Source organism: Streptomyces dengpaensis (assembly GCF_002946835.1).
GTDB classification, from domain to species: domain Bacteria; phylum Actinomycetota; class Actinomycetes; order Streptomycetales; family Streptomycetaceae; genus Streptomyces; species Streptomyces dengpaensis.
On record NZ_CP026652.1, the window covers coordinates 8,324,237 to 8,347,858 of the forward strand.

Annotated in this window: 21 protein-coding genes and 1 pseudogene; 13 read left to right on the forward strand and 9 right to left on the reverse strand. The window is 69.4% G+C overall.

From position 1 onward, the window contains the following. Positions 1–40 precede the first annotated feature (40 nt). The 4 genes from C4B68_RS38865 to C4B68_RS38880 are packed head-to-tail and all read left to right on the forward strand — an operon-like array spanning position 41 to position 5,180. On the forward strand, positions 41–1,087 hold the full coding sequence (locus tag C4B68_RS38865; RefSeq protein WP_099506531.1) for a zinc-dependent alcohol dehydrogenase: 1,047 nt from the start codon (positions 41–43) through the stop codon (positions 1,085–1,087). A 12-nt stretch (positions 1,088–1,099) separates the two neighbouring features. After that, positions 1,100–1,900 (forward strand): sugar phosphate isomerase/epimerase family protein, encoded by an 801-nt coding sequence (locus C4B68_RS38870; RefSeq protein WP_099506530.1) that lies wholly within the window; start codon positions 1,100–1,102, stop codon positions 1,898–1,900. Next, positions 1,897–3,252: an MGH1-like glycoside hydrolase domain-containing protein gene (locus tag C4B68_RS38875; protein WP_099506529.1), complete on the forward strand. Its 1,356-nt coding sequence runs from the start codon at positions 1,897–1,899 to the stop codon at positions 3,250–3,252. The genes C4B68_RS38870 and C4B68_RS38875 overlap by 4 nt, the downstream gene beginning before the upstream one ends. Further along, the gene (locus tag C4B68_RS38880; RefSeq protein ID WP_099506528.1) at positions 3,249–5,180 is read left to right on the forward strand and encodes an amylo-alpha-1,6-glucosidase; all 1,932 of its coding nucleotides are present in this window, start codon (positions 3,249–3,251) and stop codon (positions 5,178–5,180) included. Before C4B68_RS38875 ends, C4B68_RS38880 begins: the two co-directional genes overlap by 4 nt. Before the next feature lie 153 nt (positions 5,181–5,333). Here C4B68_RS38880 and C4B68_RS38885 read toward each other — a convergent pair whose 3' ends face one another. The 4 genes from C4B68_RS38885 to C4B68_RS38895 form a co-directional block, all read right to left on the reverse strand. Further along, positions 5,334–6,455 carry an IS630 family transposase gene (locus C4B68_RS38885; RefSeq protein ID WP_338059730.1) on the reverse strand — a complete coding sequence of 374 codons (1,122 nt, stop codon included), beginning with the start codon at positions 6,453–6,455 and terminating at the stop codon, positions 5,334–5,336. Positions 6,456–6,530: 75 nt separating this feature from the next. Next, positions 6,531–6,818 carry a hypothetical protein gene (locus tag C4B68_RS41510; protein WP_146119957.1) on the reverse strand — a complete coding sequence of 96 codons (288 nt, stop codon included), beginning with the start codon at positions 6,816–6,818 and terminating at the stop codon, positions 6,531–6,533. Positions 6,819–7,123: 305 nt separating this feature from the next. Beyond that, a complete protein-coding gene (locus C4B68_RS38890) occupies positions 7,124–7,321 on the reverse strand; it encodes a DUF1918 domain-containing protein (protein ID WP_099505828.1) in 198 nt (65 codons plus the stop codon). Between the two features lie 92 nt (positions 7,322–7,413). Further along, positions 7,414–7,812, reverse strand: coding sequence for a class I SAM-dependent methyltransferase (locus C4B68_RS38895; protein WP_099505827.1), 399 nt, complete (start codon positions 7,810–7,812; stop codon positions 7,414–7,416). A 325-nt stretch (positions 7,813–8,137) separates the two neighbouring features. On the opposite strand from C4B68_RS38895, the gene C4B68_RS38900 reads away from it, so the two are divergent. Further along, positions 8,138–8,563 (forward strand): PPOX class F420-dependent oxidoreductase, encoded by a 426-nt coding sequence (locus C4B68_RS38900; RefSeq protein ID WP_099505826.1) that lies wholly within the window; start codon positions 8,138–8,140, stop codon positions 8,561–8,563. Between the two features lie 297 nt (positions 8,564–8,860). Here C4B68_RS38900 and C4B68_RS38910 read toward each other — a convergent pair. From C4B68_RS38910 to C4B68_RS38920, 3 genes and pseudogenes are all read right to left on the reverse strand, one after another. Then, positions 8,861–9,550, reverse strand: a pseudogene (locus tag C4B68_RS38910) (IS5 family transposase); the annotation flags it as partial. Between the two features lie 47 nt (positions 9,551–9,597). Beyond that, positions 9,598–10,122: a cupin domain-containing protein gene (locus C4B68_RS38915; RefSeq protein WP_099505825.1), complete on the reverse strand. Its 525-nt coding sequence runs from the start codon at positions 10,120–10,122 to the stop codon at positions 9,598–9,600. Between the two features lie 76 nt (positions 10,123–10,198). Then, a complete protein-coding gene (locus C4B68_RS38920; RefSeq protein ID WP_143674484.1) occupies positions 10,199–11,041 on the reverse strand; it encodes an alpha/beta fold hydrolase in 843 nt (280 codons plus the stop codon). 1,489 nt (positions 11,042–12,530) lie between these two features. On the opposite strand from C4B68_RS38920, the gene C4B68_RS38930 reads away from it, so the two are divergent. The 8 genes from C4B68_RS38930 (at position 12,531) to C4B68_RS38960 (ending at position 22,224) form a co-directional block, all read left to right on the forward strand. Continuing rightward, the gene (locus C4B68_RS38930; RefSeq protein ID WP_099505823.1) at positions 12,531–13,604 is read left to right on the forward strand and encodes a LacI family DNA-binding transcriptional regulator; all 1,074 of its coding nucleotides are present in this window, start codon (positions 12,531–12,533) and stop codon (positions 13,602–13,604) included. Between the two features lie 94 nt (positions 13,605–13,698). Continuing rightward, positions 13,699–14,967, forward strand: a complete 1,269-nt coding sequence (locus tag C4B68_RS38935) for an ABC transporter substrate-binding protein (RefSeq protein WP_099505822.1) — start codon at positions 13,699–13,701, stop codon at positions 14,965–14,967. A gap of 10 nt (positions 14,968–14,977) precedes the next feature. Beyond that, positions 14,978–15,937, forward strand: coding sequence for a carbohydrate ABC transporter permease (locus C4B68_RS38940; protein WP_099505821.1), 960 nt, complete (start codon positions 14,978–14,980; stop codon positions 15,935–15,937). A gap of 18 nt (positions 15,938–15,955) precedes the next feature. Continuing rightward, positions 15,956–16,795 carry a carbohydrate ABC transporter permease gene (locus tag C4B68_RS38945; protein ID WP_099505820.1) on the forward strand — a complete coding sequence of 280 codons (840 nt, stop codon included), beginning with the start codon at positions 15,956–15,958 and terminating at the stop codon, positions 16,793–16,795. A 12-nt stretch (positions 16,796–16,807) separates the two neighbouring features. Further along, positions 16,808–18,238, forward strand: coding sequence for a GH1 family beta-glucosidase (locus C4B68_RS38950; protein ID WP_420824031.1), 1,431 nt, complete (start codon positions 16,808–16,810; stop codon positions 18,236–18,238). A 121-nt stretch (positions 18,239–18,359) separates the two neighbouring features. Next, complete coding sequence (yicI, locus tag C4B68_RS38955; RefSeq protein WP_099505819.1) at positions 18,360–20,699, forward strand: alpha-xylosidase; 2,340 nt, start codon at positions 18,360–18,362, stop codon at positions 20,697–20,699. A gap of 186 nt (positions 20,700–20,885) precedes the next feature. Further along, complete coding sequence (locus tag C4B68_RS44255) at positions 20,886–21,011, forward strand: hypothetical protein (RefSeq protein ID WP_257217514.1); 126 nt, start codon at positions 20,886–20,888, stop codon at positions 21,009–21,011. Positions 21,012–21,375: 364 nt separating this feature from the next. After that, on the forward strand, positions 21,376–22,224 hold the full coding sequence (locus C4B68_RS38960) for a GNAT family N-acetyltransferase (protein ID WP_099505833.1): 849 nt from the start codon (positions 21,376–21,378) through the stop codon (positions 22,222–22,224). A 336-nt stretch (positions 22,225–22,560) separates the two neighbouring features. Here the strand turns inward: C4B68_RS38960 and C4B68_RS38970 are convergent, their stop codons facing one another. Both C4B68_RS38970 and C4B68_RS38975 read right to left on the reverse strand, forming a co-directional pair. Then, the gene (locus C4B68_RS38970; protein WP_167459254.1) at positions 22,561–23,019 is read right to left on the reverse strand and encodes a Stf0 family sulfotransferase; all 459 of its coding nucleotides are present in this window, start codon (positions 23,017–23,019) and stop codon (positions 22,561–22,563) included. A gap of 31 nt (positions 23,020–23,050) precedes the next feature. Further along, on the reverse strand, positions 23,051–23,620 hold the full coding sequence (locus C4B68_RS38975; protein ID WP_240634622.1) for a TetR/AcrR family transcriptional regulator: 570 nt from the start codon (positions 23,618–23,620) through the stop codon (positions 23,051–23,053). Between the last annotated feature and the right edge of the window lie 2 nt (positions 23,621–23,622).

Sequence of the window (23,622 nt, forward strand, 5' to 3'; positions counted from 1 at the left end):
GTCGACGCAACCGAAACCCGCAACCCTTCCGGAGCCCTCCGTGGAACGCGTCGTCCAATTCACCGGCCCCCGCCAGGTGGAGGTAGCCGAGCAGGTCAGAGCCGATCTGCCGCCCGGACACCTCCGAGTCCGCACCCGCTACTCAGGCATCTCGGCCGGCACCGAGCTCACGGCCTACCGCGGCACCAACCCGTACCTGACGCGAACCTGGGACCCCGAGGCGCGGCTGTTCCGCGACGGCGCGGCCGGCATGGAGTACCCCGTGGCCGGCTGGGGCTACTCGGAGGTGGGCGAGGTCGTCGAGGTCTCCCCGGAACTGGCGGGCACCCCGGGGCTGCCCCAGCCCGGCGACCTGGTCTGGGGCATATGGGGCCACCGCAGCGAGGGCATCGTCCCGGCCGAGCGGATGATCGGTCACACCCTGCCCGCGGGGCTGGAGCCACTGGCGGGCGCCTTCGCCCGGGTCGGCGCCATCGCGTACAACGCCGTGCTGGCCGGAGACATCCACCTCGGGGAGGACGTCGCCGTGTTCGGGCAGGGCGTCATCGGCCTGCTCACCACCCGCCTCGCCCAGCTCAACGGCGCCCGCGTCACCGCCGTCGACGCCCTCGACGGCCGCCTGGAGACCGCCAAGCGTTACGGCGCCCACCACACCCTCAACGCCCGCACGGACACCGTCGCCGAACGCATCCGCGAGGCCACCGCCGGCCTCGGCGCCGACCTCGCCATCGAGATCAGCGGTGTCTACCCCGCCCTGCACGATGCCCTGCGTTCGGTCGCCGTCGGCGGCCGCGTGGTGGCGTCCGGCTTCTACCAGGGCGACGGCATCGGCCTGCGCCTGGGCGACGAGTTCCACCACAACCGCGTGCAGCTCATCTGCTCCCAGATCGGCGGCGTCCCCCCGCAGCTGTCGAACCGCTGGAGTGTCGAGCGCCTCCAGCAGACCTTCCTGCGGCTGGTCGCCGAGGGACAGGTGGACGTCACCTCCCTGGTGAGCCACGTCATCCCGGCCGCCGACGCCGCCAACGCCTATGTACTGCTGGACGAGCGCCCCGCCGAGGCGCTGCAGGTCGTCCTGGAATTCTGAAAGGCCACTGTCATGCTCAAGACCGCGGTTCAGGAACAACTCCTGCCCGGAGACACCCTGCAGGCCAAATGGGACTTCGCCCAGGAGGCCGGCTACGACGCCATCGAACTGCGTGGCAGGGGCGACCTCCACTTCGCCTCCCGCCTCGACGAACTCAAGCAGGCCCGCAAGGACGGCGTGGTCATGCCCACAGTGTGCGTCGACATGCTGCACTTCCTCGGCGCCTTCGACGACGACCAACGCCGCGACGCAGTCGCCCAGATGAAGTCCCAGCTCACCGTGATCGCCGAGATCGGCGGCCTGGGCGCCCAGACCCCAGCTTCCTACGGCATGTTCTCGCGCCGCCTGCCGCCCTTCGAGCCGCCCCGCTCCGAGGAGGGAGACCGCGAGATCCTGCTCGCCGGACTGACCGAACTGGGCGAGCACGCACGCAAGGAGGGCGTCACCCTCTTCCTGGAGCCCCTCAACCGCTACGAGGACCACATGGTCAACCGGCTGGAACAGGCCGCCGACCTGATCCGCGAGACCGGCCTCGGCTCCCTGAAGATCGGCATCGACAGCTACCACATGAACATCGAGGAGAGCGACCCGGCCGCCGCGATCGTCGCCCACGCCGACGTCATCGGCCACGCCCAGGTCTCCGACTCCAACCGCTTCCAGCCCGGTGCCGGACACCTCGACTGGCCCGCCTGGCTCGGTGCCCTGCACACCATCGGCTACGACGGCTACCTGGCCCTCGAGTGCCGTCTGACCGGCGACCCCCTCGACGCCGTCCGTACCGTCCCCGCCTTCCTCAAGAGGTCCGGCGCGTGACCTTCCTCCTGGACCGGCCCGCGCCCACCGCCACCGCATCCCTGACACTGCGGCGCGGTGCGGCGCGGGTCCTCATCGACAACTGGACCGGCACCTCCACCGTCCCCTCCCGCACCCTCTACCCCCACCAGTGGAGCTGGGACTCCGCCTTCATCGCCATCGGGCTGCGCCACCTCTCGGTGCGCCGCGCCCAGCAGGAGCTCGAGTCGCTGCTGGCCGGGCAGTGGGCCGACGGACGCATCCCGCACATCGTCTTCAACCCCGCCGTGCCGCACGACGCCTACTTCCCAAGCCCCGACTTCTGGCGGTCCTCCCTCGCCGGCCGTGCGGCCGGAGCACCGGCGAGTGCCGAGACCTCGGGCATCGTCCAGCCTCCGGTGCACGCGCTGGCGGCCTGGCTCGTGCACCAGGCCGATCCCGAGCAGTCCCGGCGCCGGGGTTTCCTCACCCGCCTCTACCCCCGGCTCGCCGCCTGGCACGACTACCTCCTCACCCGCCGCGACCTCGGCGGCGGGGGACTGGCGGCCATCGTCCACCCATGGGAGCCGGGCATGGACAACAGCCCCTGCTGGGACCAGGCCCTCCAGCGCGTCGAACCCGCCGCAGCAGGCGAATTCCACCGTGCCGACCTCGATCACGGCCACCCTGTCGACCGGCCCACCGACCTGGACTACGGCCGCTACGTCCGCCTGGCGACCGACTACCGCGACGCAGGTTACGACGACCGCGTCGCACGGCACGGCTTCGCCGTCGAGGACCCCTGCTTCAACGCCCTGCTGATCGTGAGCGAGCGGGCCCTGGCCGCCATGGCACAGGAACTGGGGAAGGACCCCACGCCGCACACGGCGCGCTCCGAGGAGCTCACCCGCCGGCTGGTGACCCGGCTGTGGGACGACGAGGCCGGCCTGTTCCGCGTCCGCGACCTGCACACCGACACCCTGGTCGACGAGCGGAGCGTCAGCGGCCTGGTCCCGCTCATCGTTCCGCACCTGCCGCACGACACCGTCCAGCGCCTGCACCAGACACTGGACGGGCCGCAGTTCAGGGCGCCGGCCACGGCACTGGTCCCCAGCTACGACCTGACCGGCCACGCCTTCGACGCCAAGCGCTACTGGCGCGGCCCGGCCTGGTTCAACACGGCCTGGCTGATCCAGCGCGGACTGCGTGCCCACGGCCTCCACGACAACGCCGAACGACTCCGCAACGGATTCCTCGAAGAGGCAGGCCGATCGGACTTCGCCGAATACGTCGACCCCTGCACAGGTGCCGCCCGCGGCGCCCGGCACTTCTCCTGGACCGCGGCACTCACCCTCGACCTGCTGCGTGCCCACCCGAAGGAGCCCATGCCATGACCGCGGCCGACAACCGCGTACAGCTGGTACGCGACGCCACCTTCGTCCGCCTCGACGCCGACGGGGAGATCAGCGGGACGCACGGCAGCACACCCGACGGGCTGTTCTCCCAGGACGCCCGTCACCTCAGCCGCTGGCAGCTCACGGTCGACGGCACCAGCCCCACGGCCCTGGTGCCGGCCGCGGCGGAGACGGACGACACGGCCGCGTGCGTGCTGACCCCCCAGGGCACACGGGACAACCCGCCCGCCTACACCGTCTTCCGCCGGCAGACCGTCGCCGCGGGCACGCTCACCGAACACCTGCGCCTGGTCAGCAACCGCCCCGACCCGGTGACCGCCCGCCTCGAGCTCACCGTCGATGCCGACTTCGCCGACCTGTTCGAACTGCGTGCCGACGACCGCCGCTACCCCAAGCCCGACGGACGGCACGCGACCCACAGCACACCCGACGGCCTGCGCCTCGAGTACCGACGAGCCGACTGGCACGCACGCACCACCCTCACCTGCCGCCCCGCCCCGGACGCCGTAAACACGCCAGACGACTCACAGCCCACCGCACGGACGCTCAGCTGGGAACTGCCGCTCGACGGCCATGGACAGGCCGACCTGCACCTGACCGTCCGCGCCCACCCGCACGCGGCACCGCCGCACCCCGTGGCCGTGCCGCGGCCGCACCTGCAGACGACCAGGGCCAAGAACGAGCAGACGCCCAAGGCGAAGGACAACCTCACACGCACCTGCGAGCGGGGCCTGGCCGACGTGGACCTGCTGACCATCCCGGTCACGGGCGTAGACGGCGACCACGTCCACATCCCGGCCGCCGGCATCCCGTGGTTCCTCACCCTGTTCGGCCGCGATTCCCTGCTGACGTCCTACTTCCTGCTGCCCTACCGGCCCGGGACGGCAGCAGGCACCCTGAGCGCACTTGCCGCCACCCAAGGGCAGCGCTATGACACCTTCAGCGGCGAACAGCCGGGACGCATCGTCCACGAGACCCGTCACGGCGAACTCGCCCACTTCCGGCAGGTCCCCTACGGCCGTTACTACGGTGCCGTGGACGCCACGCCCCTCTTCCTGATCCTGCTCCACGCCCACTTCGAGACCACCGGCGACCGCTCCCTGGCACTACGCCTGGAGCAGCACGCCCGGCACGCCGTGGACTGGATGCTCACCGACGGCGGCCTGGACAAACACGGTTACCTCGTCTACACCCCGGACCCGGGCGGCCTGATCAACCAGAACTGGAAGGACTCCGAGGGCGCCATCTGCTTCACCGACGGCACCCAGGCCCAGGGCCCCATCGCGGTGTCAGAAGCCCAGGGCTACGCATACGACGCCCTCGTGCGCACGGCCGAACTCGCCGACGGCGTCTGGCAGGACGAACCGTACGCGCACCGCCTCCGCGAGACAGCCGACCGGCTGCGCGGCCGGTTCCTCACGGACTTCTGGATGCCAGAAGCCGACTTCCCGGCCCTCGCGCTGGACGGCGACGGCCGCCAGGTCGACGCCCTGGCCTCGGACGCCGGCCACCTGCTGTGGTCCGGGATCCTCGACGCGGAACGTGCCCGAAGGGTGGGCCGACGCCTACTGGAGCCGGACTTCTTCTCCGGCTGGGCCATCCGCACCCTGGCCGCAGGCCAGAAGCCCTACCACCCGCTGTCGTACCACCGTGGCAGCGCCTGGCCGCACGACAACGCCGTCATCACCCTGGGCCTCGCCCGCTACGGGCTTGCCGACGAAGTCACCGCCGTCGCCGAAGGACTTACCGCAGCAGCAGCGCACCACGGCTACCGCCTGCCCGAGGTCATCGCCGGCTACGCCCGCTCCACCACCGGCGGCCCCGTGCCCTACCCCCACGCGTGCTCGCCCCAGGCATGGGCAGCCGCCACACCGCTGGCGTTGCGTACTGCGCTGGAGCAGGTGTGAGCGGCACATCGCCCGCAGTTGCCGGCCGGAAGGAGCGTACCGCCGCCTGATGTCGTTTCAGGGGGCGTAGATCGAATAGGGGAAGCTGCACCGACGGCCCGCCCGGGGTCACCCGGCGACTAGTGCTGTGACCGCATAGGTTCGCCGGTTGGGTCAGGCCGCGTCGGCGAGGGCGCGTCCGCCCCAGCGGATGCCTTTCTCGCTGCGGATGCGGGCGCGTTCTTTGCGTTGGGCGGCCAGGACGTCGGGGTGGCGGGCGTTGGTGTTGCGCCAGCGCAGGTATGCGTGCAGCTCACGGGTCTGGACTGTGTGGTTCGGATGGTGGGAGTTGGCGAGGGTGAACTGCCGCAGTGGCCCGAAGTGCGCCTCGATCGGGTTGGCCCAGGAGGCGTTGGTCGGGGTGAAGCACAGCTCGACCTTGTTCTTCTGCGCCCACCGGCGGATCTTCGTGCCCTTGTGCGCGGAGAGGTTGTCCAGGATCACGTAGATCGGGGCGCCGTCCGGGCGGGCGGCCCGGACGGACTTGAGTGCGGCCAGGCTGTTGGCCGCTCCCTTGCGACGGCGGTTGACGCCCCACAAGGTGTCGTCGCCGATCGAGTAGCAGCCGTGGAAGTAGGTGACGCCGTGGGTGCGGTGGTAGGTCGCCGGGACTCGGTCGGGGCGGCCCTGCCCGGCCCAGCAGGCTCCCCCGGTGGGGCGGATGCCCAGCGGGCCGAACTCGTCAAAAGCGAATACGCGGTCGGGGAAGTTCTCCAGGACGTACTCGATCCGGTCGAGCTTGGCGTCGCGCTCAGGGTCGGTGGACTCCTTCCAGGTCTTGGTCCGCTGGAAGGTCACGCCGCGGCGGGCGAGCAGGCCGCGTAAGGTCTCGCGGCCGATTCGGATCACCCGGCCGTGGACTTTGCGCAGGTAGGCGACGAGTTTGCGCAGCGACCAGCGGGTGAAGGGCTGGCCGAGCTTGGCGGGGCGGGTGGTGGCCGTCTGGATGACGAAGTTCTCGTCGTCAGGGCTGAGCAGGCGGGGACGGCCTCCCGCCCATTGAGGGTCCAGGCAGGCCAGGCCGATCTCGTTGAACCGGTGGATCACATCGCGCACGGTGTCGTCGTCGGCCTGCACCAGCTGGGCGATCACCGGCACACGGTTCCCGCCGGCCGAGGCCAGCAGCATCATCGCCCGCCGATAGCGCACCGAACTCGTACTGCCACGGCGCACGATCTGCTGCAGACGCCGCCCCTCCTGGTCGGTCAGTCTGCGCACACGGACAGGCTCAGCCACCACGCCTCCAGCGATCAGATCGGATGTCACCGCACATCCAACCGCCACGACCACCAACCCGGCGAACCTATGCGGTCACAGCACTAGCAACGATCCGGCGAACGACGCCGCCGCCACGGCGAGTGCCTGGCCGGCGTGGCGCTGGATCGGCCCCGGCTTCAGCGGCGCCTCGCGGGCAGGCGCCGCCGCGCGGTGGGCCGCGGTCGCGGCGCTGCCCGCGAGGCGTGGCTCAGCCGCGGTCCAGGCGGCGGCCTCCGCGTCGGCCTTCCATCGCGCGCAGGGCGTGCCGGAGGATGTCCACGCCGATCCCGGCGAGATGCGCCCTCGTACGCGCAGCCCGCATCGCGGATTGTGTCGTCCCATGTTCCGGCAACGAGCGGCCGGCGGGGGGCAGTTATCCGCCAAGCCAGGTTCCTCTGCCGTGCCTGTGCGGTCGCTCTCCGGCCGCATTGCTCCGACGACGCGGGCAGCACGCGCGCCCGCTGGCCGCCTGGAAGCGAGGTCGACCGGCTCGCCGCCCGCACGCTCCGCTCCTCCGTCATCGTCGCCCGCCCCGACCGCCAACTGGTTGCCCCGCACCAGGGGTTCACTGCACGCTGCTGACGCACGAGACCGAATCCGAGCCGGACGCGGTCACTTGGTCGACCGGACAGCTCCTCGCTGACGCGTCACTTCTCAGCAGGCGAGAAATGGCGGATGACGGTGTCTGGGCCTGGAGACATCACCGTCTCGTGCCCGTCCTCGAAACGGACGCGATAGGGCGGAGAACCGTCCTCACCGAGCACCTCGATGACCTCTGCCGTCCGGTCGTGCTGTCCCACGATCCTGCCGTGAACGAGGAGCCTGTCCCCAACCCTGGCCTGCATTCAGCTTCCCTTCGTCTGGACTGGATGCTGACGCCGTAGTCGGAATCGGGGAGTTCGGTTCCCTGCCCCTGGCGCAGGTCAGGGCTCTGCCACTAGTAGCCGATAGCCGACGTCGATGGTGTCGAGCCCGAGCAGGTCGGCGTGACGGTGGTGCGGGTGTCGTCGAAGGTGGCGGCCTGCGGGAGGTACGCGCGTACGAGCCGAAACTGCTCGCGGAAGATGTGCTGGTCTGAGGTCAGGATGACGACGCGGCGGCGGGCGATCCGGCGGAGTTGGGCGATTCCGGCTGTCAGGTCGGGCCAGTGGTGGACGGTCAGCACTGCCATGACGGCGTCGGCAGTGTTGTCGCGCAGCGGAGGGTGTTCGGCGACCGCGCGCACGGCGGGCGCGGCCCGTGGTGGGCGTTGGGCAAGCATGACCTGGCTGGGCTCGATGGCAGGCACCGTCTGCGGTGGCTCGTAGGAGCCGGTACCCGCTCCTACGTTGATCACGTCCGCGGCGTCCCCAGCGCGGCGTGAATCTGCGCGGCGATCCGCGAATCTGGGCGCCGGGTCCGGACCTACGTCGCACCGAGCGTGTCATAGATGGCCATGCCTCTCACTATGCGGCCAAATGGGCGCATCTCGTCAGTGCCGAGGTGGAGTCAGCCGTGCGAGACGCAGTGAGCAGTCTCGCGCTCGAAGAGTTCGGCGGACCGTCGCATGTGCGACTGCGCCGTCGTCGCCGGTCCCGCCGCGGGACATCGGCGAGTCAGCCGGGGTGTGATCAAGCCCGCCCGGAGAATTGCGGTAAGGCTACGACAGAAGGGATGAAGCGATGAATGATCTGCCACGCGAGCTTCGAGAGTTGATCGATTCCGGCCCCATGGCCCATCTGAGTACCATCAGTGCCGATGGGAGTCCTCACGTGACTGTCATCTGGATCGGCCTGGACGGCGATGACGTCGTCAGCGGTCATATGTCGCGGCACGTGAAGCTGCGCAACATCGAGCGGGACCCGCGCGTCGTGCTGTCGTTCGACGCGCCGCGGGAACCCGGTGTCTTCCTGAACCCGTACGCCGTGCTGAGAGCGCGGGCCACCGTGCAGCCGAGTGACGGCACATGGGATCTGCTCAACCGGCTCGCGAAGGTCTATGTGTCCCCTGACGCTGAATTCCCAGCGCCGAAGGGCCCCGGCTACGTCGTGCGCTACTCCATCGAACGCATCGGCGGGGTCGGCCCCTGGGCCTTGGAGTCGCCCTGAGCTCGCTTCGCCTGTCAACAAGTCATCGCATTCGGCGAGTCTGCGGTAGCAGATGAGGGTGCAGGCGATGCTGGTGAAGGCCAGGAAGTGGCTGGCTTTGCGTTCGTAGCGTCGGTGGAGGCATCGGCATCCGGCGAGTCAGGTCCTGTTCCGCGCGGCCTCCCGCCGAACCGGACATGACGGTTTCCCAGTCATCCGGCTCTCCAGTGACTACTGCGTGTCTGTTTTGGCAGGCCGTTTTGAGTGGATTCGGTCATGGCAGGTGTCGCAGGCCACGACGGTCTTGCGACGCCGATGCAACGTGCGTTCGATGGTCCAGCGGTGCCGACCGAGCCGTTGGCTGGAGACTGTTGCCTTGCGTGCGATTCGGGGTGTGATGCCCCGGCTGCGTAACCATCGCCGCAGGTGGCCTTAGTCGTACCCCTTGTCGCCATGGAGCTTGCCCGGCCTGCGGCGTCGCCTGCCGCGTCGGGAGCGGATCGGCGGGATGCCCTGCACGAGCGGGATCAGAGCCTGGCTGTCGTGGACGTTGGCACCGGAGATGCCGACCGAGAGGGGAAGACCAGTACGTTCGGTGATCAAGTGGATTTTCGAGCCGTGCTTGCCCCGGTCTACAGGATTCGGGCCTGCCAGCTCCCCCCTTTTCAGGGCCCGCATGTTCACCGAGTCGACCGCGCAGCGGGACCAGTCCAGCTCGCCGCGGGCACCGAGCTCGTCGAGGACCAGGCGGTGGAGCTTCGCCCACACCCTGGCCCTCGACCACTCCGCGAACCGCCGGTGGGCTGTGGCGCCCGAAGGTTCGAACGAGGCGGACGGCAACTGCTGCCACGTGCAGCCCGACGTGGCCACCAACACGATCGCGGTCAGTACTTCACGGTCGCCGTGCCGGCGCCGGCCGCCACCTTGCGGACGGGTCGGCGCCTCCGGCACCACGCGCTGGAACAACTCCCAAAGCTCATCCGGCACCAGCCGCTCAACGATCCCCACCCCGAGGGGTTATCGAGCAAGCCAAATGACATGGCCTGTAAGTCGGTTCAGGAAACTTCCGGAAGATTGATCACCTTCGTCAGCTCGGCCATCTTTTCGTACCGCGCGATCTGCTCGTCGTCGATCTGTGACGGCGGCGCCTCCCCGGGCCGGGCAGGTTGGGCATGGTCGGCGATGATCTGCTCCAGCCCGGCAGGCGTGAACATAAAGATCATCTTGGCAGCGTGGTTGCCCTTGTTCGTGAAGCGGTGGCGAACCCCCCGGGGGATGTGGATGAAGTCACCGGCCACGGCTGTGAAGACGTGGTCGCCGTCCAGGAACTCCAATTCCCCATCCAGGATGTAGAACGTCTCTTCCTCCCCGGGGTGGACATGGGCCAGCGGTCCGCCGCCGGCCGGAACCGTGGCCTCAATGAAGCCGAACCCGCCGTTCGTCTGCGCGCCCGTCGCCTTGATCGTGTAGACGTCACCTGCGGCCCACACCGTGGGCCCCTTGCCGGAAGGCACGTAGAGCGCACCGCGCTGGTACCAGCGCGGGTCATCAAGGGGCAGGTCAGGCAGTATAAAGGTCATGGGATCCCAATTCTGAGAGGATGTACTGTGTTACGCACTGATGCCATGTCAGCGGCAAGTCCGGCAACGCCGGTGGTCAGCCGAAGAACTTCTCCAGTTCGGCGGCGAGCGCTTCCGGCTGCTCTTCAGCTACGTAATGGCCGCTGTCCTTGATCGTGCGGTATCGGATGTCGGTGGCCTTGCCGTCCATCATTGCCTGCACCGCGGCAACGTACTGAGCGCCCAGCCCCAGGACCGGCATGGTCAACGGCGGGTAGGCGTTGTTGTCGGCGAGGTCCTGATGGAAGGTCTTGTACACGCCGAAAGCCGCGGCCAGCGCGTCGGGATCGTTGTACGCCGCGGCGTAGATGGCTCGGCTTTCCTCGCCGATCCGCTCCGGGTGGACCGCAAAATGGTCGATCGACCAATCGATCACATGCCGGAAGCGCCCGGCAAGTAGCTTCGCGGGCAGGCCCTCGATCTGGCTCAGCGGATACCACCATGCGTTCGGCTCGCCGGGCTTAGGAAAGGGACCGACGATGTCCAGGAATATCTGGGAGAAGGGTCCGCCTTCCCACAGCGCCAGCTTCTTGGTGGCCTGCGGATAATTCGCTGCGAAAGCATACGCGACCATCGCACCGACGTCCCCGCCGGCGATGTTCACCTGCGCATAGCCCAGGCTGCGAACCAGTTTGTAGACGTCCTTCGCCATGGTCTTCTTGTCGTAGCCGTCTGCGGGCTTGTCCGAATCACCCTGACCGCGGTAGTCCACGGCGATGACGCGGAAGCGCTTCGCCAGCAAGGGCAGGATTTTGATGAGGCCGTGCCATGTGCGCGGCCATCCGTCCATGAGGACGAGCGGCTCGCCTTCACCCCCGACAACGTAATGAAGTCGGGTTCCGTTCACCTCGGCGTACCGGTCTTCGAATCCGTCAAGCATGCATGGTTCTCCTGTTTCTGCGCCGGCCTCGACCAACTGCTGCAGCTGCTTGTTCAGGTAGGACGCCGACAGGTCATGACCGACGGCCACAGGTGCGCTGCTGGGTGTGCGCGCATCCCCGGCAACGGGTGCCCCGCGACGGAACGTTGGTGCCGCCGGCCCCTTGAGCCGAGGTCCAACCGCAAATTGATTAAAGCATCGACTATTCAATAGGGCAACCTATGACCAGTCCCGCCGTTTCGGTTGGGGTGATGAGACGTCACTGATCGTCTGCAGTCAGGTGGGCGGGGTGATTTCGCTGCTTGGGCATGGCGAAGTCCCGGCGCGGTGGTCGGGTTCTCCAAGGTCTTTCGGGTTGTGGGCGGGCAGGGGTTTGTCGGTCGGCCGGCGGGACGGGCAGTGCGGTGAGACGGCGGAAAGCCGTGGTCGGTTCGTGTCTCCAGGGCCAGGTCTCCGGTATCCGTAAGCGCAGGCGTCGGCCGCCGCGGGTGAGGCGGGCGGCGACGTGCCGCAGCCGGTAGCGGAGTTTCTTCGGTTCGGCGGCGGCCGGCTCCCCCATCCAGCAGCAGGACACGGGTCCAGGCCGGCAGGTCGATTGCCGCGAGGCTGAGTTCGAACCAGGCGGCATTAACGCCGCAGTCGCGGGAGGGGAAGCGGCCGAAGCCGGTGGCCTTGCCGCAACGGATGTGGTCCTCGACGCATGCATGCCCGCGGTGACGGACCTCCAGGAACTGGGGGACCCGCCGCCGGAGTAGGGAGTGTCGGTGAGGAACACCTGATGGCGCAGGCCCTCGTCCTGGTCGAACAGGGACAGTTGGGCTCCGAGGTGCGAGCGCTCACGGCGCACGATGATGCGGGTGCCGGCCGGACAGCCGTTCAGATCGACCATGCCGGTCAGCTCGACGACCTCGGCCCCGGCAGGCAGCGTGCCGTCCTGGTTCAGGAAGGCGCCATCCCGACGGATTTGAAAGCGGCGGGGACGGGAAACGGAGCGTCAGCCACCGCGCCAGTCCCCGACCCTACGAGGAGGTCGCCTCCCTGGGTGTGCGGAGCGGTTCGTCGATTTTCCGCGGCCTGTCGGACCCGTTCTCGCGGCGGTGAAGCGGGGTCGGCGAGAGCGCGTTGGCCGGCGCAGGGTTCCAAACGGCCACAGGTCATCCGACGGAAGCATTCGGGGTGGGCGGCGAAGCAGTCGTGGGCGCTCGCCAGCAGCTTTCTGTGTCCTGCCCGATGATCCAAACGCAAGGCCTCAGGTGACCAAGCTCCGTAAAAACAGGCGTAGTTGGCTGCCTCCGGCCCGACCGCTACCAGTAAATTCCGACAAATGCGAGTAAACGTGACGTATCTGGCAGGGCATTGCCTTTGCTCGCACCTCCTGTCTACAGTCTCGCCCATCATCGAATCGATTCGACGTCCGTCGTGATGTCGATTGTCGAATCGATTCGACAATCGAACCGGGCAGAACTGAGACGGGCAGACAGGGGCGAGGATGGCCACGATCAAGGACGTTGCCGAACGGGCGGGTGTGGCGCCGAGCACCGTCTCCTACGTCCTGAGCGGCTCCCGCAAGATCTCCGAGGACACCCGACGGGCAGTTCAGGCCGCCATCGCGGAGCTCGGCTATCACCCGCGTGCCAGCGCCCGCACTCTGCGCAGTGCCCGTACCCACGTGCTCGCGCTGGCTGTGCCGCGCGTGCCCGGCGAGTACCGCGCGATCGACGGCAGGTTCGCCGTCGACGTCACCGACGCCGCCCGCGGCCACGACCACGACGTCCTCCTCATCACCGATGAGGACGGCGTCGGCGGCCTGCGCCGGGTGGCCCGCAGCGGACTCGCGGACGCGGCGGTGCTGATGGCGGTCGAGGAGCGCGATCCCCGCATAGAGGTCCTGCACGAGCTGGGCTTTCCCGCGGCGCTGCTCGGCCATGACGGCCATGCCGGGCTTCCCTGGACCGATCTCGACTGGGAGGCCGCGGTCGCCCTCGCGCTGCGCGAGACCGCGGCGGCCGGCCACCGGCGGATCGTCTTCCTGTCGTCTGCCGAGCACGAGATCGCCGCCCGCCGTGGTTACGCGCTGCACGGTCTCGACGGCGCCCGGCGCGCGGCCCACGAGACCGGCGCGGAGGTGCGCGTGGTCTCCTCCCACCGCGACCCGGACGTCCTCGGGCGCCGGCTGCGCGAGGCGTTGACCACCAGTCCTGCGCCGACCGCTCTGGTCGTCCAGCACCTGATCCTCCTCCCTCACCTGCTGGACGCGGTGGCCTCGGCCGGGCGGCGGGTCCCCGACGACCTGTCCGTCGTCCTCGTCGGCAGCCTCCCCGACGAGCTGGGCATCCGGCATCTGCCCCGGATCGACCTGCCCGTCGCCGAGATGTCCGCGGCCGTGGCCCGACTCGCCATCGAGGCGGTCGAGCTCGGCTGCGGCACCACAGAGTCCTCCTCTGCCCCGCTCCGCACGAAGACACGCGAGGCACGCGCCTCGAACGCGTCCCCCGGAGCGCCGTACCACCCGATCCAGCCGCGTATGGCCGGGCCCACCATCGCCCCGCCGGCCGGCGACTGAGCAGGCCGGGCCGCCCGTACGCAGCGGGACCGCCCACCCAGCCTGCGCCAGATCACTGCATGTTCAGAGACGCACATGTAAGGGAGAAACGACCATGCCGTCCCTAGCAGGACGCATCAGAGCAGGAGCCGCAAGAGCCGGAGGCGCGCGGGTTCCCGTGCTCGCCGCGACCCTCGCGTGCGCCACCGCCGCGCTGGGCCTGACCGGCTGCGCCGCGGAGCCCGACCCGGGCACCGTCACCGTGCTCAACTCGGCGACCGACACCGCCGAGCACACCGCCAACCAGCGGTTCTTCGACCGATGCGCCAAGCCGCTGGGCGTGAGGGTCGAGCAGGTCAGTGTGCCCGCCGACCAGATCGCGTCGAAGGTGCTGCGGATGGCGTCGTCCGACTCGCTCACCGACATCCTGGAGCTCGACGGCTCGGAGCTGCCGCAGTTCGCGCAGACCGAAGGACTGCGCCCCCTGGCGGAGGCCGGCGTCGACACGTCGGGCTTCTCCGCGAGCGCCACCTCCCTCGGCTCCTACGACGGCGTCCAGTACGGCATCGCCCGTTCCGTCAACTCGCTCGCCCTGATCTACAACACCAAGCTCCTCAAGGACGCGGGCATCGATCCGCCGCGAACCTGGGCCGAGCTGCGGGAGGCCGCGAAGAAGCTGACCGCGGGCGACACGTACGGGATGGCCTTCAGCGCGAGCCCCAACGCGGACGGCGTGTACCAGTTCCTGCCCTTCTTCTGGTCCGCCGGCGGCGACGAGGCGAAGCTCGACAACGGCAAGGGCGAGGCCGCGCTCCAGCTCTGGAAGGACCTCGTGGCGGACGGCTCCGCGTCGAGGTCGGTCGTCAACTGGAACCAGCAGGACGTCAACGACCAGTTCATGGCGGGCCGCGCCGCCATGATGATCAACGGCCCGTGGCAGGTGCCGGTCCTCAGCGCCCAGAAGAACGTGGACTGGGCGGTCGCGAGCATCCCGGTCCCCGAGGCAGGCAGGGCCGCGGTACCGCCCATCGGCGGCACCGTCATGGCCGTACCGAAGAACGAGGACGATCCGGCCCGCGAGAAGAAGGCCGGCGAGCTGCTCAACTGCCTCAACTCCGAGCAGAACCAGCTCCAGTGGGGCGAGTCCGTGAACAACGTGCCCACGCGCGCCGCGGCCGCCCAGGCGTACGCCACCCAGAACCCGAAGCTCGCCGCCTTCGCCGACCTGGTCACCACGGCCCGTTCCCGCACCGCGCAGGTCGGGACCGGATGGCCCGTCGTCGGTGACGCGCTGGCCGGCGCCTTCCAGTCCGTGCTGACCGGGCGTACCAGCCCGGAACAGGCCATGCACCGGGCGCAGCAGCAGGCCTCGGCAGGGAAGTGAGGAGCCGGCCATGACCACCATCACCTCGATCGCGCCCGCCAACGCCACAGGTAAGACGCACACGCGCACGCACCGAGCGCCCAGGCGCCAGCGGCTGCTGCGCTGGCTCTTCGTCGCCCCGGCACTCGCCTACATGGCGCTGTTCTTCGGTTATCCGCTCGTCAACAACATCGTGATGAGCTTCCAGCGCTACACACCGAAGACGTACTTCACCGGCGAGGCCCCGTTCAACGGCCTCGACAACTGGCGAGCCGTCTTCGCCAACGAGCTGTTCACCGACGCCGTGTGGCACACGATGCTCTTCACCGTCGGCTCGTTGCTCGGCCAGTTCACCATCGGTCTCGCCCTCGCCGTCTTCTTCTCCCGGCGTTTCCGGCTCTCCGGGATGGTCCGTGCCGTCCTGCTGCTGCCCTGGCTCGTGCCCATGGTGGTGTCCGCCGTCGTCTGGCGCCGCATCCTCGACCAGGAGCACGGCATGCTCAACACCGTGCTGCACGCGGTCGGCCTGGTACCCGCGGACGGTGTCCCGTGGCTCAGCAGTCCGAGTGTGGCGCTGCTGTCCGCGGTCCTGGTCAATATCTGGATCGGCATTCCGTTCAACATGGTGATCCTCTACGGCGGGCTCCAGGAGATACCGCGCGACGTGTACGAGGCCGCGGCGCTGGACGGCTCCGGCCCGTGGCGGACGTTCCGCAGCATCACCCTGCCGATGCTCCGGCCGGTGATCACCGTCGTGCTGGTGCTGGGCTTCATGTCGACGGTGAAGATCCTCGACCTGATCCTGGCGCTCACCTCCGGCGGCCCCGCGGACTCCACGCAGACGCTGGGCACGGTGACATACCAGCTGTCCTTCCTGCAGCTCGACTTCGGCCAGGGCGCCGTCGTGGGCAATGTCCTGATCCTCATCAGCGCGGTCTTCGCCGTGCTGTACCTGCGGGCCAACCGCGCCGACTTCGGCAAGGGGAAGTGACTGACGATGAAGCAACCCATGAGCGTGCCGGCGAACCGGCCCACCCGCTCTGCCCGTCTGCGCTCGGCCTGGAACACCACCGCCGCGCTGCTGATCCTGGCCGTCCTGCTCTTCCCGGTGTACTGGATGCTCAACACCGCGCTCCAGCCGGAGTCGAGCATCGCCGCCACGCAGTGGTTCCCCACCGCGCCGAGCCTGAAGAACTTCGACACGGCGATCAGCACCCAGGGCGGCTCGCTGCTCACCAGCCTCGGTGTCGCGCTCGGCGCCGTCGTCGTCTGCCTGGCGCTGGCCGCGCCCGCCGCGTACGGGCTCGCCCAGTTCGGCCTGCGCGGCGGCCAGGGCATCGTCTTCACCACGCTCATCACGCAGATGGTGCCGGGCATCGTCATCGCCAACGCCATGTACAGCGCGTACGCGGAGCTGGGGCTGGTCAACTCCTACCTGGGACTGATCCTCGCGGACGCCTCGCTCGGGCTGCCGTTCGCGATCGTGCTGCTGCGGGCGTTCATGGTCTCGATCCCCACCGAGGTGGTGGAGGCGGCGATGGTGGACGGGGCGAACCGGTTCACCGCGTTCGTCCGGATCGTGCTGCCGATGAGCCGCAACTCACTGATCACGGCGGGTCTGTTCACCTTCCTCTTCGCCTGGTCGGACTTCATCTTCGCGCTGACGCTCAACACCACGGACGACGTCAAGCCGATCACCCTCGGCATCTACCAGTTCGTGGGCGCCCACGTCAGCGACTGGGGCGCGGTGATGGCGACCGCCGTGCTCTCCGCGGTGCCGGCCGCGGTGCTGCTCGTCGTCGCTCAGAAGTACATCGCCGCCGGCATCACCGGCGGATCGGTCAAGTAGGGCGGTTTTCCCGTGAGCATTCCTGAGTTGCCTGAGTCCTCCGGTTTCCCCGGCTTCCCCGACGGCTTCCTCTTCGGCGCCGCCACGGCCAGTTACCAGATCGAGGGCGCGTACGACGAGGACGGCAGAGGCCCGTCCATCTGGGACACCTTCAGCCGTGAACCCGGCCGCGTCGCCCAGGGCGCCACCGGCGACATCGCCTGCGACCACTACCACCGCTACCGCGAGGACGTCGCCCTCCTGCGCGATCTGGGCGTGGACAGCTACCGCTTCTCCATCGCCTGGCCGCGCGTCCAGCCGACCGGCTCGGGCCCGGCGAACACGGCGGGACTGGACTTCTACGACCGGCTCGTCGACAAACTGCTCGCCGCCGGGATCTCCCCAGCCGCCACGCTCTACCACTGGGACCTGCCACAGGCTCTTGAGGACCGGGGCGGCTGGCGGGTGCGCGAGACCGCGGAGCGCTTCGCCGAGTACACGGCGATCGCGGCGGACCGGCTCGGCGACCGGGTGGACCGCTGGATCACCCTCAACGAGCCATTCTGCAGCGCCTTCATCGGCTACGCGGCGGGCGGGCACGCCCCGGGTGCCCGCGAGGGCCGCGGCGCGCTCGCCGCCGCCCACCATCTCCTCGTCGGCCACGGACTCGCCGTGCGCGCGCTGCGGGCCGCGGGCGTCAAGGAGGTCGGGATCACGCTCAACCCCGACCGGCTGCTGCCGGCCACAAAGTCGCCGGCCGACCTGGCCGCCGTACGCCGCGTCGAGACGCTGCACAACGACGTGTGGTTCGAGCCGCTGTTCGCCGGACGCTATCCGGCGCACGAGACCGAGACCTGGGGCGAGCTCCTGGAGTCGGAAGAATCGTTTCGGCATGACGGCGACCTCGACCTGATCGGCGCGCCGCTCGACTTCGTGGGCATCAACTACTACCGGCCGATCACCGTCGCCGACGCCCCCCACGAGGACCCGGACCCGGCCACGCGTACGGCCGTCGACGTCCGGGCGACGGAGATGTGGCGCGACGACGTGCGGCACACCACCATGGGCTGGCCCGTCGTCCCGCACACCTTCACGGACCTCCTGGTCGACCTGGCCAAGCGCTATCCCACACTCCCACCGGTGCTGATCACCGAGAACGGCTCGGCGGAGGCCGACACCGTCGATGCCGAGGGCCGCGTCCGCGACACCGACCGGGTCGAGTACCTGCGCAGCCACCTGGAAGCCCTCGCGGCCGCCATGCGCGCCGGCGTGGACGTCCGCGGCTACTACGTGTGGTCGCTGCTCGACAACTTCGAGTGGGCCCGCGGCTATGAGCAGAGCTTCGGCATCGTCCGTGTCGACTACGACACGCAACAGCGCATCCCCAAGGACAGCTACCACTGGTACCGGCGGCTGATCGCCGCCCACCGCGCTCGTACCGGCACTCCCGGCACGGCCACGTGAGCGGGGGTCCGGCCGGTCCCGTCGTGCCACCCCGACCAGCACTTCCGTGTGCGAGGCACCGACAGCAGGTCTCGCCGCACCCGGTCCTCGCGGACCGCCAACCCCCCACAAGGAACACCCGATGAAGTTCACCGACGGCTACTGGCTGATGCGTGACGGCGTCCTCGCCTCGTACGCGGCGGAGGTCGCCGACGTCCAGGCCACCGACGACCGGTTCACCCTCTACGCGCCCGTCCGCCATGTGACCGACCGCGGCCACACCCTCAACAGCCCCCTGCTGACCGTCGAATGCTGGTCGCCGGCCGAGGGCGTGATCGGCATCCGCTCCACCCATCACGCCGGCGCCGCGGAGCGCGGCCCGGACTTCACGCTGCACGCCGAACCCGGCCATGAGGCCAAGGTCACCCGCGACGGCGCGCTGCTGGAACTGACGGCCGGTGACCTGTCCCTGCGCATGGACACCTCCGCCCCTTGGCGGCTCGACTTCACCGCGGGCGGCCGGGTCCTGACCTCGGTCGAGGCCCGCGGTACCGGCTTCGCGGTCACCGGTGACGGCGCCCACCACTCGCTGGCCCAGCTCTCGCTCGGCGTCGGCGAGCTGGTGTACGGGCTCGGCGAGCGCTTCACGCCGTTCGTCAAGAACGGCCAGACCGTCGACATCTGGCAGGCGGACGGCGGCACGGCGAGCGAGCAGGCCTACAAGAACGTTCCGTTCCATCTGACCAACCGGGGCTACGGCGTCTTCGTCAACCACCCGGGCAAGGTCAGCTACGAAATCGGCTCCGAGGCCGTCGGGCGGGTGCAGTTCAGCGTCGAGGACCAGTCGCTGGAGTACTTCGTCGTCCACGGCCCGACGCCCAAGGAGATCCTCGACCGCTACACGGCGCTGACCGGCCGCCCGGCACTGCCGCCCGCCTGGTCGTTCGGCCTGTGGCTGTCGACATCGTTCACGACCTCGTACGACGAGGAGACCGTCAACCGGTTCGTGCGCGGCATGGCCGAACGCGACATCCCGCTCGGCGTTTTCCACTTCGACTGCTTCTGGATGCGCGAGTACCAGTGGTGCGACTTCGTCTGGGACCCGGACGTCTTCCCGGACCCCGAGGGCATGCTGCGGCGCCTGAAGGACGAGCACGATCTGCGCATCTCCGTGTGGATCAACCCCTACATCGCCCAGAAGTCCCCGCTGTTCGCGGAGGCCAAGCGCCACGGCTATCTGGTGCGCAGGGCGGGCGGCGACGTGTGGCAGTGGGACCTGTGGCAGGCGGGCATGGCCCTGGTCGACTTCACCAACCCCGACGCGCGGCAGTGGTACGCCGACAAGCTGCGGGTGCTGGCCGCGCAGGGCGTCGACTGCTTCAAGACCGACTTCGGCGAGCGCATCCCGACCGATGTGGTCTGGCACGACGGCTCCGACCCGGAGCGGATGCACAACTACTACACGCAGCTGTACAACGAGACCGTCTTCGACGTGCTCACCGAGGCCAGGGGCGCGGGCGAGGCCGTGCTCTTCGCCCGCTCGGCGACGGCCGGGGGCCAGCAGTTCCCCGTGCACTGGGGCGGCGACTGCGAGTCCCACTTCGGCGCGATGGCCGAGTCGCTGCGCGGCGGACTCTCGCTGGGCCTGTCCGGCTTCGGCTTCTGGAGCCATGACATCGGCGGATTCGAGGGCACGCCGACGCCCGAGGTGTTCAAGCGGTGGGTGCAGTTCGGGCTGCTGTCGTCGCACAGCCGACTGCACGGCAGCAAGTCGTACCGGGTGCCGTGGGACTACGACGACGAGGCGGTCGCGGTCACACGCGACTTCACGCGCCTGAAGCACCGGCTGATGCCGTACCTGTACCGCGCGGCCCGGCAGGCCGCCGAGCACGGGACGCCGGTGATGCGCGCCATGGTGCTGGAGTTTCCCGACGATCCGGCCTGCCACACGCTGGACCGGCAGTACATCCTGGGCGACGATCTGCTCGTCGCGCCCGTCTTCTCGGCCGAGGGGGAGGTCGAGTACTACGTGCCTGCGGGCACCTGGACCCACCTGCTCTCCGGCGAGAGGATCCAGGGCCCCGGGTGGCGGCGCGAGCGCTACGGCTTCGACAGCCTGCCGCTGCTCGCCCGCCCCGGGTCGGTGATCCCGTTCGGCGCGAGCGACGACTCGGCCGTCTACGACTGGGCGGACGGTGTGACACTGCGCGTGCACGCGCCGGCCGACGGCGTCTCGACGCTCACCACGATCCCGGCCACGGACGGCTCGGCGGACGCCGTGTTCCGTACCCGCCGGGACGGTGACGTGGTCAGCGTCGTGGCGGAGGGCGTGCCGGGGGCGTGGCGGGTCCTTCTGGTCGGCGCAGAGGCGCGGCTCGACGCCGGGTCGCCGTCGTCCGCCGCTGCGACGGAACTCGGCACGCTCCTCAGCGTCCCGCCGAGCACGACCGAGATCTCGGCACGCCTGACGGGTAGTCGGTGAGGGCCTCCGTTGTGACGTCGGCGCGTCGACGCTCAGCCCGGTCGAGGCCGGGCGGGCGTCTGGGATGCGGGGTCAGCAGCTGGTTGTGCCGAGGCCGCTGGGCAAGGAATCCCGCCAACAAGCCCGCCAAGCCGTAACTGCCGATGACTACTGGGACCTGTCCACACCAACGGGCATCATGAGCAGATGCCCGAGCTGATCGATCCGACCGCCAGGCTGCGTGCGTCGTTCCCGGCGGCGGTGACCGAGTTCCGCCAAGACCACGACAGCCCGGTTCCGTGGTCCGTCACCGCCGTCGGTCGCAGGCCCTGACCGACGCCACAGCTTTCGACTCCTCCGTGGCACGCGTTCCGGGCGAGTGGAGCGAAGCCGCAGCACGCGCTGGGACGGGTTCGTGACGATGACGACGCTGTGCTGTGCCGAAGGCGACCAACTGCTCGGATGGCCGGCAAGGAGCGACTCATGATGCGAGGACGCATCATCGCTGAAAGCCTGCGAGCCGGCGCGGACATTCAGATGGCCGAGCTCAGGCTCTCGCGGCAGGCCCGCACCCGGCACCGCTTTCTCCAGCACTGCCGCTGTGTCTCGATGCGGATGAGTTGGGGGAGGTTGTGTCGGTTCCGGACGGCAATTTTTCGGATGCGGCAGGACGCCGCCCCGTGGTGGGATGCGCCGCATGAGCGACCTATCGCTGCGAGCCCGTATCGAGCAGTACTACGCCACAGTGCCCCTGCTGTTCGCCGACGCCGAAGAGTTCGGCCCGTTGCGGCTGTTTGTCCGCAAGGAACCAGGAACGCCGTACTACGGCGGTCCGAGCCACGCTCAGCCCACCCGAGAGGGCTCAGCAGTCGTCACCGCCGCCGACATCGCCCGGGTGCGCGGCCGGCAGCGCGAACTCGGCGTGCCGGAAGCCTTCGAGTGGCTCGCGGAGGCACAGCCGATGCTGCGCGCCCGTATCGAGGCCGTCGGCCTCCCGGTGGAAGAACGCCCGCTGATGGCCCTCGACCCGCACCACGCGATGCCCGCGCAGCCCCTGCCGGACGGCGTCACGATCCGCGCACTGACGGCCGACGACCCGGCCCTGCCCGCAGCCCTTGCCCTTCCCCGCCTGGCCTTCGCCGAGGCGGGCACCGCGGTGGGCTCGGCGGGCCGCGCGGAACTGGCGGTGGTGGCCAAGGAACTGGCCGCGGACGGCACGGCCGCAACGACCCGCCCCGCTATCCGCGCCGGACACAAGACACTCATTGCTGCCCTCGCCCCGGACGGCACCCCGCTCGCCGCCGGCCACTACCACCCGGCGAACGGCACCACCGAGATCGGCGGCGTCGGCACCCTGCCCACCGCCCGCCGCCAAGGCCTGGCCGCCGCCATCACGGCGGCCCTGGCCACCCACGCCCGCGACCACGGGGTGCACACCGTCTTCCTCGCCTACGCGGAGGAAGTCGTCGCCCGTATCTACGCCCGCTTGGGCTTCCGCCCTGCCGACACCACCCTTCTGATCGCCAACCAACCCGCACGGTCGTAAGCTCGCAAGCTGGAGGCAGGGATCAGTCACCACAAGACCCTCGCCGCCCAGGCCGGGGTGAACCGCCCGGGCCTCTATCCCAAGGAAGGACGTCCGGGTCCCTTCCAGCACCTGGCCGAGGTATTCGCTGCCGTCACCTTCGCCGCTGGCATCAAAGGACCACCGCACCCACGGCACAACCGCGGCCCGGCGTCGTCCTCCGCAATCACGACCAGCCCCATTCGGGGCACCCCGTCCCTGCCCACGGAGGCAACGCTAAGAGTCGGCGTGTGATCACGTCACCCGGGCCGCCGGTGTCCCTGACACGAGGCGGATCACCTCGCAGCAGCTCACTCTTCAGCGCTGTGCCGACTCAGCCCGATAGCGTTCGATCCACTGATCGTTGAGTTCGTCCGCCTGACGCTTGTGCCTGGGCACGATCGCGCGCCCGTCGGGTGAACTGAGCCCGAGGAAGGTGAGGATGCCTTCCGTGACACCGGCCATGTCGGTATCGAGTTCCTCGTAGCGCACCCGGAGCGGACTGATACCGCACGTGGCGAACCAGGCCTCCCACGCCGCGTTGTGCTCATCGATGATCTGCACCAGCTCGCCGATGCGGTCCGCGTCGAAGACGGGCAGCTGCCCCCTGCCGCCGTTACCGCCGATCTCTCCGTTGCCGCCGATGTACCAGGTATCGGTCTGCTCGGCTCGCAGCCAGGACACGGCCTGCGCCAGGACATCCTCACGACGCAGACAGACGAAGCGCGTGCGGCCGAAGGCCAGGTTCAGCAAGGCCATGTTGGCTGGCGTCGGCACCGTCCGCCTCCGCGGGCATGCGCGGCGAGTGTCAGCCGGCCGCGGCGACCGCGTGCTTGATGAGGCGGCGAGCGGCCGCGTCGGTACGGGCGGCGTCATGGGTCACCAAGCGGTCCTGGCACAATCCGCGCAGGCCGGAGGCGAGCAGCGTAGCCGCTGCCCGCGCCTGCTGTGGCGGGTGACCCAGCCGGGCGTAAGCGGCGGCGATTGGGCCCATCATGAGTTCGACGGAGTCGGCGGCGAGGCTGCCGTACTGCTCCGGATCGGTGGCGGCCAGGCTGAGCAACTGCAGCAGCATGCGGATCGCCCCGGACTGCTCCCCGACGGTGATCGCTTCCCACAGGGCGTGGGCGGCCTTGCGTAGGCCAGCGGTGTCGTGGACGTCGTCGAATATCGCGTGGGTGTCGGGGAGGCTGGCGGCCATTGCCTGAGCCAACAAGTTCTCGCGGCTGCCGAAGTAGTACAGAAGCATGCGTTTGGTGGTGCCGATGGCCTCGCCGAGCGGGCTCAGCGACATCTGCGCGAGACCGTGGTGCTGCAGGTGGTACACAACCTGCTTCAGCAGATCGGCACGCTTTTCGGCATTGACGGGGCGAGGCACGT

Coding starts and splice junctions, on each gene's coding strand:
- C4B68_RS38870 (WP_099506530.1), top strand. CDS start 1,100: ATGCTCAAGACCGCGGTTCAGGAACAACTCCTGCCCGGAGACACCCTG.
- C4B68_RS38880 (WP_099506528.1), top strand. CDS start 3,249: ATGACCGCGGCCGACAACCGCGTACAGCTGGTACGCGACGCCACCTTC.
- C4B68_RS41510 (WP_146119957.1), bottom strand. CDS start 6,818: ATGGGACGACACAATCCGCGATGCGGGCTGCGCGTACGAGGGCGCATC.
- C4B68_RS38890 (WP_099505828.1), bottom strand. CDS start 7,321: ATGCAGGCCAGGGTTGGGGACAGGCTCCTCGTTCACGGCAGGATCGTG.
- C4B68_RS38900 (WP_099505826.1), top strand. CDS start 8,138: ATGAATGATCTGCCACGCGAGCTTCGAGAGTTGATCGATTCCGGCCCC.
- C4B68_RS38915 (WP_099505825.1), bottom strand. CDS start 10,122: ATGACCTTTATACTGCCTGACCTGCCCCTTGATGACCCGCGCTGGTAC.
- C4B68_RS38920 (WP_143674484.1), bottom strand. CDS start 11,041: ATGCTTGACGGATTCGAAGACCGGTACGCCGAGGTGAACGGAACCCGA.
- C4B68_RS38930 (WP_099505823.1), top strand. CDS start 12,531: ATGGCCACGATCAAGGACGTTGCCGAACGGGCGGGTGTGGCGCCGAGC.
- C4B68_RS38935 (WP_099505822.1), top strand. CDS start 13,699: ATGCCGTCCCTAGCAGGACGCATCAGAGCAGGAGCCGCAAGAGCCGGA.
- C4B68_RS38940 (WP_099505821.1), top strand. CDS start 14,978: ATGACCACCATCACCTCGATCGCGCCCGCCAACGCCACAGGTAAGACG.
- C4B68_RS38945 (WP_099505820.1), top strand. CDS start 15,956: ATGAGCGTGCCGGCGAACCGGCCCACCCGCTCTGCCCGTCTGCGCTCG.
- yicI (WP_099505819.1), top strand. CDS start 18,360: ATGAAGTTCACCGACGGCTACTGGCTGATGCGTGACGGCGTCCTCGCC.
- C4B68_RS44255 (WP_257217514.1), top strand. CDS start 20,886: ATGCCCGAGCTGATCGATCCGACCGCCAGGCTGCGTGCGTCGTTCCCG.
- C4B68_RS38960 (WP_099505833.1), top strand. CDS start 21,376: ATGAGCGACCTATCGCTGCGAGCCCGTATCGAGCAGTACTACGCCACA.